At 57.5% G+C, this 14,262-nt stretch carries 11 protein-coding genes; 3 read left to right on the top strand and 8 right to left on the bottom strand.

Annotated elements, in window-relative coordinates; all coding sequences use genetic code 11:
- Positions 1-341 precede the first annotated feature (341 nt).
- Both ACSAMM_RS00300 and ACSAMM_RS00295 read right to left on the bottom strand, forming a co-directional pair.
- The gene (locus tag ACSAMM_RS00300) at positions 342-1,703 is read right to left on the bottom strand and encodes an alanine/glycine:cation symporter family protein (RefSeq protein ID WP_457788951.1); all 1,362 of its coding nucleotides are present in this window, start codon (positions 1,701-1,703) and stop codon (positions 342-344) included.
- A gap of 570 nt (positions 1,704-2,273) precedes the next feature.
- Positions 2,274-3,020 carry a YebC/PmpR family DNA-binding transcriptional regulator gene (locus ACSAMM_RS00295; protein WP_178723426.1) on the bottom strand — a complete coding sequence of 249 codons (747 nt, stop codon included), beginning with the start codon at positions 3,018-3,020 and terminating at the stop codon, positions 2,274-2,276.
- Between the two features lie 290 nt (positions 3,021-3,310).
- On the opposite strand from ACSAMM_RS00295, the gene ACSAMM_RS00290 reads away from it, so the two are divergent.
- From ACSAMM_RS00290 to ACSAMM_RS00280, 3 genes are all read left to right on the top strand, one after another.
- Positions 3,311-4,306: a DnaD domain protein gene (locus ACSAMM_RS00290; RefSeq protein ID WP_178723428.1), complete on the top strand. Its 996-nt coding sequence runs from the start codon at positions 3,311-3,313 to the stop codon at positions 4,304-4,306.
- Positions 4,307-4,312: 6 nt separating this feature from the next.
- Positions 4,313-5,296, top strand: a complete 984-nt coding sequence (locus ACSAMM_RS00285; RefSeq protein ID WP_457788949.1) for an ATP-binding protein — start codon at positions 4,313-4,315, stop codon at positions 5,294-5,296.
- Positions 5,297-5,498: 202 nt separating this feature from the next.
- Positions 5,499-7,220 (top strand): protein kinase domain-containing protein, encoded by a 1,722-nt coding sequence (locus ACSAMM_RS00280; protein WP_457788947.1) that lies wholly within the window; start codon positions 5,499-5,501, stop codon positions 7,218-7,220.
- A gap of 402 nt (positions 7,221-7,622) precedes the next feature.
- Here ACSAMM_RS00280 and ACSAMM_RS00275 read toward each other — a convergent pair whose 3' ends face one another.
- From ACSAMM_RS00275 to ACSAMM_RS00250, 6 genes are all read right to left on the bottom strand, one after another.
- Positions 7,623-8,477: a DegV family protein gene (locus ACSAMM_RS00275; RefSeq protein WP_457788945.1), complete on the bottom strand. Its 855-nt coding sequence runs from the start codon at positions 8,475-8,477 to the stop codon at positions 7,623-7,625.
- A gap of 237 nt (positions 8,478-8,714) precedes the next feature.
- Positions 8,715-10,208, bottom strand: coding sequence for a lipopolysaccharide biosynthesis protein (locus tag ACSAMM_RS00270; RefSeq protein WP_457788943.1), 1,494 nt, complete (start codon positions 10,206-10,208; stop codon positions 8,715-8,717).
- Positions 10,145-11,368 carry a Coenzyme F420 hydrogenase/dehydrogenase, beta subunit C-terminal domain gene (locus ACSAMM_RS00265; protein WP_457788941.1) on the bottom strand — a complete coding sequence of 408 codons (1,224 nt, stop codon included), beginning with the start codon at positions 11,366-11,368 and terminating at the stop codon, positions 10,145-10,147. The genes ACSAMM_RS00270 and ACSAMM_RS00265 overlap by 64 nt, the downstream gene beginning before the upstream one ends.
- Positions 11,316-12,467: a polysaccharide pyruvyl transferase family protein gene (locus ACSAMM_RS00260; RefSeq protein WP_457788939.1), complete on the bottom strand. Its 1,152-nt coding sequence runs from the start codon at positions 12,465-12,467 to the stop codon at positions 11,316-11,318. The genes ACSAMM_RS00265 and ACSAMM_RS00260 overlap by 53 nt, the downstream gene beginning before the upstream one ends.
- Positions 12,464-13,186, bottom strand: a complete 723-nt coding sequence (locus ACSAMM_RS00255; protein ID WP_457788937.1) for a phosphocholine cytidylyltransferase family protein — start codon at positions 13,184-13,186, stop codon at positions 12,464-12,466. Before ACSAMM_RS00255 ends, ACSAMM_RS00260 begins: the two co-directional genes overlap by 4 nt.
- On the bottom strand, positions 13,186-14,244 hold the full coding sequence (locus ACSAMM_RS00250) for a pyridoxal-phosphate-dependent aminotransferase family protein (RefSeq protein ID WP_457788935.1): 1,059 nt from the start codon (positions 14,242-14,244) through the stop codon (positions 13,186-13,188). Before ACSAMM_RS00250 ends, ACSAMM_RS00255 begins: the two co-directional genes overlap by 1 nt.
- Positions 14,245-14,262 lie beyond the last annotated feature (18 nt).

Below are 14,262 nucleotides of genomic sequence, written 5' to 3'. Positions count from 1 at the left end.
GCTGATGACGGCGGCGGGGAGAATCCCTCCGCTTGCTACCATTTTACAATATAACGGGGCACATTGCAACCGCCTTTCGTGAAAAAACGGTGAACGCGTGGGAACCCCGGCGGGCCTTTTCAATAGGATAAACAGGCGGGGGCTATTTTCAGAGAAATGGGAGGGCTCCCTTGTTTGCCGTCCGATCGATGGACGGCGTGAAAATCACCGTCTATAATTCTAACCCGCGGGGCAGGGCATCGCGGGACCCGGCTGTTCACCCGGCCGCGGCATCGTTTACGACGAGCCGGAACGATTTAACCAGCTGTTCCTGCGGACGATGGCAGGCGCCCGGGAACGCCTCAGTTTTTGCGATCCTCCCGATGCATGGCGAAAACCACGGGGCAGAGCAGCAGCAGGGCCGCCAGGTTGGGGATGACCATCAGGCCGTTGCACACGTCGGCCAGGGCCCACACCGCGTCCGCCTGAAACAGGCTGCCTAAGAACACGAAGACGACGACCAGCAGCTTGTACACCATCACGGCGGATTTCCGCCGGAACAGATAGCGGACGTTGGTTTCCCCATAATAATACCAGCTGATGATGGTGGAAAAGGCGAAAAACATCAGGCAGACGGCGATAAAAGGGCCCCCCGCGGCCCCGAAGGAGGCGGAAAAGGCCGCCTGGGTCACATCGATGCCCGCGTCGGGGGCGATCCGTTCCGGCAGCACGCCGGAGGTGAGGATCACCAGGGCGGTGATGGTCAGCACCACGAAGGTATCGAAAAAGACGCTGACAATGGCGACGTGCCCCTGCTTTTCCGGGCAGGAAACCGTGGCCACGGCGTGGGCATGCGGGGTGGATCCCATGCCGGCCTCATTGGAGAACAGGCCGCGGGCTACGCCGTATTTCACCGATTTCATCACCGTATAGCCGCCCACGCCGCCGAAGGCGGCGGCGGGATGGAACGCACAGGTGAAGATGCTGCCCAGGGCGGGAAGAATGCGGGTATAGTTCATGCCCAGCACCACAATCGAGCCGGCCAGATAGAGGACGGCCATCACCGGCACCACCTTTTCTGTAAAGGAGGCGATGCGGCCGATGCCGCCGAGCAGGATGACCGCCGTCAACAGGGCCACGATCAGCCCGATCACCCAGGAGGGCAGGCCGAAGGAGGTGGCAAAGGCGGAGGAGATGGAGTTGGACTGCACCATATTACCGGCAAAGGCCAGGGCCAGGATGATCAGCACGGCGAAAACCCGGGCCATCCATTTGCCCAGCCGGCGGCCCACGCCGCGCTCCATATAGTAAGCGGGACCGCCCACCGTCTGCCCGTCGGCGTCAACGGTTTTGAATTTCTGGGCGAGAAGGGCCTCGGCGTACACTGTGGCCATCCCCAGCAGAGCGGCCACCCACATCCACAGGATGGCCCCCGGGCCGCCCAGGACAATGGCGGTGGCGGCCCCGGCCAGATTGCCGGTGCCCACCTGCCCGGCGATGGCGGTGGTCACCGCCTGAAAGGAGCTCATGCCATGCTTACCCGCCTTTTTCCCCCGCAGGGAAAAGCCGGAAAACATCTGCCGCAGGCCCGCGCCGAACCGGCGGAACTGCACCCCCTTCAGGGTTATGGTAAAAAACAAGCCGGTGCCGCACAGCAGGACAATCAGCAGATGATCCCAGAGAAAGCCCTGCGCGGCCCGGATAAACGCGGTGATGGTTTCCATTCACGTCCTGCCTTTCCAGGTAAAAGCAGGCGCGCTTAGGCCGGCGTTTACCCGTCGAGTCTGCCTGGAGAAGACAGCCCAGTATACCATAAAACCGCGGCCCTTCACAAGGGATTCGACAGGTTTCGGCAGATACCCCAAAAGGCGGGCGGATAATGTTATATTTTTCACAAGCTGCTGTTAGAAAAACGGATGGAGCCGTCATCGGGGGGGATCAAAGAGACAGGGCGGAAGCTTCTTGCTTCCGCCCTCAGGCTGTCAAAAAAGGGGAATCTGCCATTCGGAAAACGAAAAAAGCGGAGGCGGGTTACCGAGCCGTGTTTGCGAGGACATGTGCCTCGCAAACACACCTTATAGGCGAAAACCGGCGGAAACACACGTGTTTCCGCCGGTTTTCAAGAGCAGGGCGTGGTCGGGCGGAGCGAACGCTCCGCCAGCGGGGACAGATGGAACAAGGCGAACGTCAGTGAGCCGCCGTGATCAGGCGTCCCCGTCCAGCAGCTTGTCGACTTTATCGACAAGCTGAGGGCGGAAGCTTCTTGCTTCCGCCCTTTTAAAATCCGGTGGAATTCAGTCCTCGTCCTCGTCATCCGGACGATCCCAGTTGTGCCAGACGTTCTGGACGTCGTCGTTGTCCTCCAGCATGTCCAGCAGCTTTTCCATTTTGGCGACCAGCTCGGGATCGTCGATGGCGCTGTAGACGTCGGGGATCATCTCCACCTCGGCAGAGACGAATGCGTAGCCCTTGGCCTCCAAGTCCTCCCGCACGCCGGTGAAATCGTCCGGCTCGGTGGTGATTTCAAACACGTCGCCGTCGGTGCTGAAGTCGGCGGCGCCGGCTTCCAGCGCGTCCTCCATCACCTTTTCCTCATCCAGGCCCTCGGCCTCGATGGCCAGGACGCCCTTCTGCTTGAACATAAAGCTCACACAGCCGGTCTGCCCCAGGTTGCCGCCGCACTTATCGAAGTAGTGCCGCATCTCGCCGGCGGTGCGGTTCCGGTTATCGGTGAGGGTTTCCACAATGACGGCGATGCCCGCCGGGCCGTAGCCCTCGTACTGCAGGGCCTCGTAGTTGTCGGCGTTGCCCTCGCCGGCGGCCTTCTTGATAATCCGCTCAATATTGTCGTTGGGGACGTTGTTGGCCTTGGCCTTGGCAATGGCGTCCTTGAGCTTGGAGTTGGAGGCGGGATCGGGGCCGCCACCCTCCTTGACCGCCACCGCCAGCTCCCGGCCGATTTTGGTGAAAATCTTAGCCCGCTGGCCGTCGGTCTTCTCTTTCTTGCGCTTAATATTATTCCATTTGGAGTGTCCGGACATGGATAAAACCCCTTTAGCTAAATTATAGTCTATCCCTGACTATAGCATATTTTCGTCGTTATGGCAAGCCGGGGCGGAAATACTGGCGGCGGCGCGTAAAATCTGCTATACTTACAAAATACAAAGGGAGCCTTCGTCTCCCCCGCTCCCCTGCCGCGGACAGCGAGGCGCGGATGAACGCTAGAAATCGGTGAAATATTCCGCGGCCCCTTGTGCCGGGCGGGGCGGATCCTGTATAATAAGGGGTACGGCCGCGATGGGCGGCACAGACAGAAAGGAAGGCCCTCTCCATGGAAAGCTTCTACCGCTGGAATCCCGACAGCATGACCCGTGTGTTCGCCCTGCCGGCGCAGGTGGTGGACAAGCACATCCGCCTGGCCGGAGCCAAACAGCTCAAGGTGCTGCTTTGGCTGGCCTGCCGGGGGGAGGGGCGCTTTGACGCCGACGCCTGCGCGGCGGACATCGGGGGCAGCGCGGCGGACTGCGCCGACGCGCTGCAATACTGGGCGGAGTGCGGTCTGCTGCAATCGGCCGAGGGGGACGGAGAGCCGGACAGGGCACCGGCGCGCGCGCAGGCGCCGGTCAATCCGAACAAGGCCGCTCCTCCGACGGCGCCAGCGCCCCGCCCCCGGGCGGTCAAGCCCCAGTTCCAGGAGGTGCTGAAACGCCAGAAGGAGAGCGAGGAATTCGCCTATCTGCTGGACACGGCGTCCGCCCGGCTGGGACGGCCCATTTCCCACGGGGACATGGAGACGCTGCTGTACCTTTATGACACGGCGGGGCTGCCCATCGAGGTCATCCTGATGGTGCTGGCCTACGCGGTGGCGGCGGGCAAGCTGAACATGCGGTATGTGGAGAAGGTAGCGCTGGACTGGGCCGATCAGGGCATCGACACCATCGCGGCGGCGGAGCAGCATCTGCTGCGCCTGGAGCGGCGGGATCAGGCGGGGGCCCGGGTGCAGGCCCTGCTGCAGCCCGAACGGCCCCTGACGGCGGCCCAGAAGGAGACAGCGGAAAAGTGGCTGCACGAATGGCGGATGGCTGACGGGCTCATCCAGCTGGCGGCCAAGCTGTGCCAGACCAAAATCGGCAAGCTGAACCTGGCGTATGTGGACAAGATCCTGGAGAGCTGGCACCTGGACGGGGTGGACACCCTGGAAAAAGCGCGGGCGCTGGTGGAAAAGAGCCGGGGCGGGAAGGCCGTGCAGGTGGAAAACAGCTCGCTGAATTTGGACGATTACGAAAAGATGGTACTGGACTTCGTGCCGGTATTCAAGGAGGGATAAGGGCCTATGAGATACAGCCGGGAGATATACGACGCGGCCATGGCGGAGTTGGAGAGCCGCCGGACCAGGGCGGGGACCGAGGCGGCGGCGCGGCGGGAGACGCTGCTCCGCCGGCGGCCCCGGCTGCGCGAAATCGAGCAGGAAATGGCCCATTCGGCCTTGCGGGTGACCCGGGCGGTGCTGGACGGCGGCGACGTGACGGCGGCGGTGGAGGCCATCAAGAACGACAACCTGGCCCTCCAGGCGGAAATGGCGGAGATCCTGGCGGAGGAGGGGGTGCCCTACCCCAACCTGGAGCCGCAGTACACCTGTCCCGTCTGCGCCGACACAGGGTATGCGGGGGGGAAGATCTGCGCTTGTCTGCGCACGCTGCTCAAGGAGGAGTCATGCCGGCGGCTCAGCCGAATGACGGCCATGAAGCTAACCACCTTCGAGGAGATGGATCTCGCCTATTACCCCGACACGCCCGATCCGGCAACGGGGGTGACGCCCCGCAAGCGGATGGAGCAGGTACTGGCGTACTGCCGGCAGTACGCCGCCAATTTCGCGCCGGGGGCGGACAATCTGCTGCTGCGGGGGCCGACGGGGGTGGGCAAGACCCACGCCTCCCTGGCCATCGCCCGGCAGGCGGCGGAAAAGGGGCACGCGGTGATATACGGCCCGGCGCAGGTGCTGCTCCACCAGTTGGAAAAGGAGCATTTCGGCCGGGCGGAGGGGAACAGCGAGGACATGCTGCTCGCCTGCGACCTGCTGGTACTCGACGATCTGGGGACGGAATTCGCCAGCCCCTTCTATGTCTCCTGCTTATACAACCTCATCAACACCCGGATGCTGGAGGGGCGCACCATTATCCTGAGCACCAACCTCAACCAGAACCAGCTCAAGGAGCGGTACGGCGACCAGATTACCTCCCGAATCACCGGCACCTTCGTACCGCTGCTTTTTATGGGGCGGGATATCCGGCAGCAGAAGCGGCAGGAGAAGCTGTAGGGGCGCAATTGATTACAAACCTGTAGGTTTTCTTGACAGGCGGGCTGGAAATGAGTACAATGCGGTATGGAAGCCAACAGCGGGAGCAAGAGCGGCCCGCGTCAACCCGTGGGGAGTATGGCCGGCCGAGGACGCCGGCTTACATAACGGGTGGGCGTGAGCGGCTGCATAGGCTCCCCGGAAGAAAGGACATGGATGCGCAATGGCCAACACACATCCCTATTGCATGGGCTGCATGAATCCCCTGCCCGAGGGGCGGGCGGAATGCGGCATCTGCGGCTATCCGGTGGACAAACAAAACCCGCCTCTGTATCTGCCGGCCGGCACTGTGCTTTCCGACCGGTATCTGGTAGGACGCGTGCTTTACGCGGGCGGCGATCTCGCAGAATACATCGGGCTGGACCAGGTGTCCAAGTCGCCCATCGTGATTCGGGAGTTCCTGCCCGACACCTTATGCACCCGGGGAGACGCCGGGGAGCTGCAGATTCTCGGCGGATGCGAGAACACCTTCGCCGATTATCTCGGCAAGTTCCGCAGCCACGCGCGGGCGCTGGCCCGGATGCGGGATCTGCCGTCCGTCATTCCGCTGTACGACATTTTCGAGCAGAACCACACGGCCTACACGGTGGCTGAATACTGCGAGGGTATTTCCCTGGAGACCCGGCTGGCCCAGGCAGGCGGGCGGCTGCGCTGGGACGAGGTGCGTCCGCTGTTCATGACGCTGATGACCTCGCTGACCTCCCTGCACGCGGCGGGGATTCTGCATCTGGGCATCAGCCCGGAGAACATCCTCATCGGCACCGACGGAAAGTTCCGGCTGCGGGGCTTCTCCATCGCCGAGGCCCGGCAGGTCAGCACCGATCTCAAGCCCCAGCTGCTGGCCGGGTATTCCGCGCCGGAGCAATACGGCTTTGACCAGACCTGCACCGCGTCGGCCGACGTATACGCCATGGCGGCCACGATTTTCCGTACCGTCACCGGCAACCCGCCGCCTGAGGGGCCGGCCCGCGCCAAGAATTCGGCCGACCTGTTCGTGCCGGCCGATGTGGCGGACAGCCTGCCGGACAATGTGGCGGTGGCTCTGTTCAACGGCTTGCAGGTGGATCCGGAGGTCCGGACGGCCAGCATGGCGGCCCTGCGGGATCAGCTATCCGCCGCGCCAGCGGTCAGCGCCCTGCGGCAGGACGCGGACAAGGAGCCGGTGCACACCGCGCCCGAGCCGGCCCCGCAGCCGGAGGAGCCGGAGGAAAAGCCGAAGAATCCCCGCACCAAGTACGCGGTGTTGATTGTGGTGGCGGTGTTTGTGGTGCTGCTCCTCTTCGCGGGGGGCGTGCTGTTGATTCTCTCCGATTCCCTGTTCGGCGACGACAGCTCCTCGGAGGTATCCACCGACGGACTGCCCACCATCTCCACCTCGCAGCAGGGTACTACCGCGCCAGTGGAGCATGAGAAGATGTACGCCGTGTCCGACGTAATGGGTAAGAATTACTACAAAGAGAAGGACAAGGAATTCAACGGAAAGATGAAGCTGGAGGTGGAGTATCTCGCCTACAGCGACAAGCCCAAGGGCACCATTCTCAGCCAGAATCCCCCCAACCAGGCCAGCAAGCCGGAGGGAACCATCATCAAAGTGGTCATCAGCGCGGGTCCGGAAAAGGTAACGGTGCCGGACGTGGCGGGCTGGAAGCAGGAGCACGCCCAGAAGCTGCTGGAGGCCCTCGGCTTCAAGGTGACGGTGGCTAAGGTGCAGGTGTCGCAGTTCGAGCGCGGGCTGGTGGAGGACACCGATCCAGTTGCGGGGTCATCCCTGGATTATGGTTCCGCCATCACGCTGCGGGTCAGCGACGTGGAGCCGACCACCACGACCGAGGCGACCACGGAAACGACCACCACCACGACGAATTTCTGGGATAGATGGCAATAAGCAGCAAGGCAGGCGGCCCGGCGGAAAGCCGGGCCGCCTTTTTTAACCATTTTTTGTCCGCCTGCATATACTGGGAATAAAACCGGCAGGGGAGGAAGTCGGATGTTCGTATTGGAGCTGTTTTTCAAAAGCCTGTTCATTCTGGGCATGGCCATCTGCTGGGCGCTGTCCATGCTCGTGCTGTCCCTGATGCGGTGCTTCTGCTCACGGCGCTGACATTCCCCTGGCGAGCGGAAAGGCGGCAGACGGGATATGGGGACAGGCATGTGGCTGCTGGTGCTGTGGATGTTCTCCGCTGTCAGCGCGGCGACAGGATTTCTCCTGTGCGCCTGCCTGCGGGCGGAAGAGGAACAAAAAGTTTGAAAAAAGGCGCTCTCTCCGGCGATTGGAGAGAGCGCCTTTTTATTTTTCCATGAATAGAACGCCCAGGGTATTGGGGCCGCAGTGGGAGGAAATGGTGCAGCCCGCGCGGGTGACGAAGAGCTCCTCAAACCGGGCGTATTTCTCTACCAAGGATCGCACCAGGGCGATCCGTTCCTCAGAAATCCCCGAATGGGTGATAAACGCCCGGCGGTAGACGATGTCGGTTCGGCCTTCCAGTCGATCCTTCACATACTGCTCCAGGGCCTTTTCCAGGGAACCGCGGTATTTCTTGCCCACGCTCATGCAGCCGGAGGTATTATCCACCTCGATGCAGGGCTTTAGACGGAGCACATTGGCCCCGAGCATCTGCAGAGCCGAGCAGCGGCCGCCTTTATAGAGAAACTCCAGGGTATCGATGACAAAGCTGGCGTTGACCTTACCGGTCAGGGCCCGCACCTCCTCGGCGACCTGTTTAGCGGGCAGGCCGGCGGCGATGCGTTCCGCCGCCTCGATGACCAAATGGCCGGAGCCGGTGGACAGGTTCCGTGAGTCAACGGCATAGACGCCGGGCAGCTCCTCAGCAGCCAGGCGGCAATTGTTATAGGTGGCGGAAAGGCCAGATCCCAGAGTAACATGAACCACCTCGTACCCCTTGTCCGTCCACTGTTTGAAAAACTCCACATATTCCGCGGTGTTGATGGCCGCGGTCTTGGGCAGCACCTTTTTCTCCTCGTATACCTGATAAATCTGGTCGGGAACCAGATCTACGCCATCCCCGTAGGTCTTATCCTCCAGGATGACATGAAAGGGATAGTAATTTACATGATAGCGTTCGACCAGCTCCGGGCCGAGATCGCAGGTGCTGTCCGCGCACAGGATAACCTTGTTCGCCAAAGAATCTCCTCCCTAACGTTAAACGACTGCCGGAAATCCTGTTTATCGTACCACAAATGTATGAATTTTTCAAGATGGGAGAAAAAAGGGACTCCCACCGCTTTGTAGGTATTGCACTGCATGAATTGTGACCGCATTGCGTGTTTTATAGACGCGAAACCGTACTTTTCCCCTATCTCTACGCATTGCACTGTGCAACAACCTGTTCGTTGGTTCGATGCGAGTGTCCTCCTTCGTTCAGTCCTTCTTTTGGGATTTTGAGAACGCAGGCAGGGAACGGATGGACTGAAACATACGATGAATATATGTGCGGTTCAATCTATACACGAGGATCAGCGAGACCAGAAATACGGCGATTTGCCATAAACCAGGCACCATATAATAGGCAAGGACAGCAACTGCGACAAGGGCCATCAGCCAAAGCATTTGTGTATATTGAATAGAAATTGTAAAATACCGACGGGTATCTATCGCACGGACGATAAACATAATCAAAAATGCCAGCAGGGTTACACAAGATACCGCCCACAATTTATAAGTGGGCGCAAAGAGAAGGGTAAAAACGATGGAGACTGCAGCCGATAGAAGCGTTGTCTTTAAATTTCCCAGGGTGTGTTTGGCAGTTGTATACACCACGCCGAAAAACTGCCCATAGGCGTTGAAAACAGCAGCTAGTATAAGTATCGGAATATAGTATAGGGCACTCTGAAAGCTGGAATGCACCAGCAGCTTAATATATAGATTAACCGCAGGGAGCACCAGCAGGACAATAGACAGCTGTACCCGGACAAAGGCATTAAACATCTTGCTGTAATACTGTTCACAGTCCTTTGCGTTCATCTCTTCCACGGAGCTTTCTTGCCAGGCCATTGTAAAAATGCTGTTGATCATGACGATTAGAGAAGGGAACTTATTTGCAACGCCCATAACGCCGGAATAGAACGTTGTTTTTTCTGTTAAAGCCAGGAGATAAACGCCGAAGGAATTCAGGAACCACCAGCTCAGCTGATTTGGGATCAAGGGGATACAAAAACGCAGAAGCTTTCCCTGCGTCTGTTTATCGATGTCCCGTTTATGAAATTTGGAAAACACATGCGTGCGGCCCTGTAAATAGAGAAGAACTGCCACAGCGGCAAGGATAGGGGCGAGCAGCAGCGATATCTCCTTGATGCCAAACGCCAGAATAAAGACGATGTTGGATATACCCTGAATAAGCGTCAGTAGAATTCCGGATACGGCATAATCCGCGTTGCGCTTCATTCCGCGAACCAATTGCTGAGCCAACTGGCCCAAGCCCACAAAATACATGTACAGGAGGAGATACCACATATAGGGGTTCTGATAACCCACGACGAAGCGGGTTATCACAAAGGCCACGACCGACAGCATCATGCCGGCGTGATAAATCAGCAGGCTATTAGTAATGACCTTGTTTCTGTCCTTGTCGGTGCAATCCAGCATGTACCGAAATGCGGCTTCCACTATCTGGAACGTGAAGATAGGGAGCAGCAGGTTCGCCGTCGTGATTACCAGGTCGGCGGCACCATATTCCTCCGTACTTAAATAAGCCGTATATATAGGGAGCAGTACAAAAGAAAGCCCCTTGGAAGCAAAGGTTCCGATAAAATAAATGCCGGTATTCTTCAGCAGCTTTTTTTCCCGCTTCATCAGGTTCTTTTCAGGCTCCTTTTTATCGTTTTTAGCAGCTTGACAGCTTTTGGGGGCAAACAAGCCCGCAGTTTCTCCTTATAGAAAGGGAGACTGTGGCGATAAGCCCGTGCATATTTGGCAAATCCGTGCTGGCGGATTTGCTGATAGAACACCATTTGCCGCTGCATCGAGACCTGCCGGAGTTCCAGCTTTTTCTCCGCCAACGCACAAGCGGTATCGATCGGTTCTGCCACAAAGCCGTCCCTGACGGCCGCCCATTCCCTCGCCCCCGTATCGGAATGGATCATCAGCCAGGAGATCCGGCTCCCATCCGCAAAAGCAGGAAGCAACCGTTCAGCGCCCCAAAAGTCGGCCACGGTCAGATCACTGGCGCGTTTAAAGCCGGAAAACCGACAGTTGTAGCAGCAGTCCCGCAGGCTTTCATGCTGCAAAAAGGCATGGTAATATGGATCACAGGAGCCGTTCCTCTTTATAACGACGCTGCGGCCCTTTTTGTCCCGACAGCTATATTGTAAAAGATAAGGACGGGAGTTCTCCTGCAGGCGGAAGCGATAGGATTCAATTGCCCCATGCCGCTTGGACTCTAGCCAGCGGATATACGCCTCAAAAAGGCGCGGACTGGGTACCCCGTGACAGATAAAATCGCAGGTCAGCAAGTTCGGATCGTCTTCACCGAGATACGCTTTCAGCCCGTAAATCTGACAGGGTGTACCAGCATACAAGACACGGCGAGATTGATGTAGGAAAGCCTTTACCTGTGCAAAAGAGTCTACGGTGTCGCACTGTACGTATTTTGAGCCGCACAGTGGAGGAAGCTCTTCCTCTCGCTGCGCGAAGGCCATCCGGCCGAACGCCTTTTCCAGCTTGGCGCCAAAGACTACGCCACCGCTTCGTATCACCTCTTGCGCCAAAGCGGCGAAGATGCCGGCCGAGGAACAAGGGAACACCGTGTTCTGTCCCGGCAGCCGCTTTACCGCCCAGAAGGATTTTACACTCTTCGGATCGTCCGTCTCGGCCTGTTCCACCGGGCAGATACGATGGCACAGGCGGCAATCCACGCAGCGAGAGTCTTCGATAACCGCTCGCAAGAATCCATTTTCATCCTCCCGCATAGTGATGCAGGAAACCGGACAACGTTGTTCACAAGCCCTGCATCCGGTACAGCCTTCACTTACAAATTTCATGTTCGACCTCTTCCAAGCTGTCGCGCAGGTACGCATACGACTCAAGCTTCCATGGAGACAGGCGGCTATCCACCTGAGTATACGAAATGGCTTTATCAAAAACAGAGAAAGATTCGTACCCGTTGAGTACACGCTCAGGAATCCCGGCGATTTGCAGGATATTTTTAAGGCGGCCCGAATATTTCGGGGGCAAATCCACGAGAAAATTCTTTTGGAATATCAGACAAAACGCCGTACCGTGAAAGGAGTCGGTTAGGACATACTTTGCATGTCGGATAAGACGCAACAGTTCCTCAGGCGTCGGTGACAGGATATGCTGACACGAGGCGTGGCGTTTGTATTTTACCGAAAACTCCACCGAAACCAACCGGCATTGTTTCTGTTGAGCCAGACGGCCAGCGTATTCCTTCAGTTTCTCGTTTGTTCCGTAATTGATTTGGAAGACGAGCAGATACGGCGTATTTTCCGCGATTCGCGGCTTGGCCATATCGGATAAATCGCGCCAAACCGCGGGCGAAGCAACCAAAGTCGGATCCAAAACGAGGCGTGGTTCTACAGCTGTGCCAGCCCGCTTGACAATTTCCACACCGGTCTGTTCCCGCACGGAAAGAAACCGGTACTTCTGGAGCTTCGGCCGGATTTCCTCCAGCTCCTCCTCGGGAATCTGATCCCGCCCAAAGCTGGTTGCGAAAGAACCGCAGGGCTCTCCCGCCTTTAAAAAATCAAGGTAATAGGCATCCGTGTTATGTATGCCCGCATTCCACAGCTGATCGCTGCCGCTCAGATAGAAATCGGCCGTAGGACAGTCTTTTTCCAGGTCCTCACAGCTGGTATACATCCGCTGTGACAAATGTACGCGGCGTTTTAAAAAGCCATTAAACATTCTGCGTTCCCGTCGGGTGTTGACAAATGGGAATATCCAGCAAAAAAGCGTTCTCAACAGCACGTTTTTCTTCCAGGCGGGATGATACTCCAGAGCTAAATTGGCCTGATTTTTCGGAACATCCTTGTATCGCCAATAGTCCACGACCTCAACCGTATGGCCAAGCTGTTCGAGAAGCGTCTGGGTTGCAAAAGTCTGCAGCACCGATCCGTAGTTCAAAGGACGGTGTTCTGTAAGCAGGGCTATCTTCATATACCGATTTCCTTCTTTTTCCGATCCACATACATCATGATGCGCCGGTAGTCCTCAATGGTATCGACTTCCGCCCAGAAGGCCCCCTCCACGTCCAGGGCATAGACTGGCTTTTCGTCGGAAATGGCATACAGCGCGTTTTCCCACCAAAGACCGTGCTGCTGCGATTCCACCAGGTTGTCTAGGCTGTCGATAAAGCACTGTGCCATGGCCCCCTTGACGCTGGCGATCCCAACATATTCACAATCGCGGTTGTCCCGCGTGAGTTCTTTGCCATAGGCTTTTATCCTGCCGTTTTCCGTCTGAAAAAAGTAATCGCCGGTATCGGCGCGGCTTCGATCCGAGAGCATGACGGCCTCTTCCTTGGCTGATAGGAGGCGATCGAGGATATCCTGCTCCCAATACACGTCAGCGTTGGCGATGATCTGCTGCGCCGTACAGTCAAGCTGAGATTCCGCCATCCAAAGGGAGCCAATACTGTTGGTCACATCGTAAAAGGGATTGTAGACTATCTGAGCCCCGCGATCTTTGATAATATCCTCGAGATATGTATGCATGTAGCCGGTGATCACGGTCACATCCATATGATTTTTCTGCAGCAGCCGAATCGTATGCAGAATGAGCGGCTCTCCTCCCACATCCAGAGTGCATTTCGGAATAGGGGGAATATCCTTACTGATTCTGGTTCCGCGGCCCGCCGCCAGTAAAAATGCATGCATTATAAAACCCTCTTTAATTTATCGTATAGGTTATCGTAATCCGCCGGCTGCAGATTTCCCAGATGGCCGACGCGAAGAATGTAATCGGCACGTTCACCGCCCGATGGAGTGAGGAAAATCTCATATCGAGATTTCAAAGTTTCATAAACCCGTTTTGCTCCACCGTCAGGAAAAAGAATGGGCGTACAGGAATTCGACAGGCGGTAATCCGGTATAGGGAGTTTCAATTTCTCTGCGTATTGTCGAAAATAAGCGGCGCGCTGATGATGTTCCTCGTTCACGAAGGGAATTCCTTGCTCCAAAATGCTCTGTAGCCGCTGCTGCAGCATGAGTACCGTGCCGACCGCGCTGGTAAACGGCGGCTGCCCTCGCTTTTGATTGACGATATGTTCTTTCAAATCGAGATAATAGGAGGCGCGTTTGTTTTGGAAAATTCGTTCTTCGGTCAGCCGTTGGCTGGCGGCAACCAGCGCCAAGCCCGGCGACAGCGCCAAGGCCTTTTGGCTTGCCGTCAGAAGCAGATCGATTCCCATAGCTTCCATATCGATGGGATCCGCAAGATAGGCGCTCACGGCATCGACAAGAAAATATAAGCCGTTTCGGCGACAAAATTCCCCCAGCAGCTGTCCGTCGTAGAGCTGCCCGGTACTGGTCTCGCTTAGGTTAATCACCAGCGCCGTATAACCCGCCTGCTCAAACGGCTCAAGAAGTCCTGGGGTGAAACCGGTTCCAAACGGCAGGGTAAGCGCATCGTAGGGGATTTGATAAACGTCACAAATCTCCGTAAAGCGCTGTCCAAAGCTTCCGCCGTTCAGGATAAGCAGCTTGTCCCGCGGCGTAAAGCAGGAGGAGATTGCCGCGTCCATGGCCCCGCTGCCGCTGGTCGTAAGGACGGCGAAAGAGGCGGATTCCGGTGCGTGAATCGAGTCAAGAAAATTTCGCTCGATTTCCAACATTACAGCACTGAATTCAGGCGTGCGAAAATAGGGTTCCTGCTGAGAGGCTATCTGTAAAGAGGCGGGATACATCTGCACAGGGCCAACGGTAAACAGTATCATGGAAAACAAGTCCTTTCG

This window comes from Anaeromassilibacillus sp. SJQ-5, assembly GCF_054108045.1.
This window is presented reverse-complemented; position numbering and strand designations above follow the sequence as displayed.